General features: G+C 59.4%; 1 protein-coding gene. It reads left to right on the top strand.

Annotation, left to right across the window (positions count from 1 at the left end):
- Window positions 1-24: 24 nt before the first annotated feature.
- Complete coding sequence (locus ACXRVY_RS31290) at window positions 25-933, top strand: MurR/RpiR family transcriptional regulator (protein WP_457266149.1); 909 nt, start codon at window positions 25-27, stop codon at window positions 931-933.
- Window positions 934-1,037: the final 104 nt, after the last annotated feature.

The raw sequence follows: 1,037 nt of genomic DNA, 5'->3' as shown, positions 1-1,037 counted from the left end.
CCCTCAGGAACTGTAGAGCCGGACATGCCGACCCCCACGAAAAACACCACGGTCTATGCCGCGCCGGTGATGCGCAAACTGACGGAAATCGTTACCGATTTACCGCCATCACTGCGCAAAGTGGCGGATTTTATCCTGCGTCACCCGCTAAGGGCCGCGACGCTGACCATCGAAGAAATGGCTCATGAAACATCCACCTCGCCAGCCGCGGTCAATCGTTTGGCCAAGGCTCTGAACCTGGGTGGCTACACCGGCATGAAGGCCGAGCTGGTGGCGACTTTGCAGCAGATGGTGTCGCCGGTCGACAAGCTTCGCAATGAACTTGCACATCGGCCGGGTGGCGCATTTGGCCTGCATGAGCAAATCCGGAGCGCCACCAGCAACCTCGCCACGGCGGCGACCAACAACCATGAAGATGCCTTTGAAGCGTTCGTCACCCGCCTGACCGAGGCGCGTAAAATCTACATCCTCGGCTTTGGCAACAGCGTCTACTTCGCCGGTCTGGCCGCCTCGACCCTGATGCCCTTCTGCGCGGACGCCACCGCCATCAGCATGGAAGGCGGCAACGAAAACGCCGCTTACCGCCTGGCCGCAATCACCGATCAGGATGTATTGCTGGCGATCTCCCTGCCGCGTTATTCCCTCGACACCCTGCAACTCGCACGTTTTGCCAATGAGCGCGGCGCCTCGGTGCTGGCAATCACCGACTCACCTGCATCGCCCCTCACCAGCATCGCTGAACACGTGCTATTTGCCCCCGCCGACCATCCGGTCATGACCAGCTCCAACATCGCCGTGCTCGCATTGATCGAAGGATTGGTGGCGGGTGTGATGGCTCGCAATAAAGAGGCCGTCAAGCTGGCGACAGAGCTGACCGAAAGCGTGATGTCTTACCTGCATATTCCTTCCAGCAGTAAATCGCCGAAAAAGTGATGGATCTTGGGGGTACATGCCCCCGCAGTTGGGCGGCAACTCAGTAAATCGCCGAAAAAGTGATGGATCTTGGGGGTACATGCCCCCGCAGTTGGGCGGCAACT

The sequence above is a fragment of the Pseudomonas sp. P5_A2_2 genome (assembly GCF_054177685.1).
This window is presented reverse-complemented; position numbering and strand designations above follow the sequence as displayed.

Coding starts and splice junctions, on each gene's coding strand:
- ACXRVY_RS31290 (WP_457266149.1), top strand. CDS start 25: ATGCCGACCCCCACGAAAAACACCACGGTCTATGCCGCGCCGGTGATG.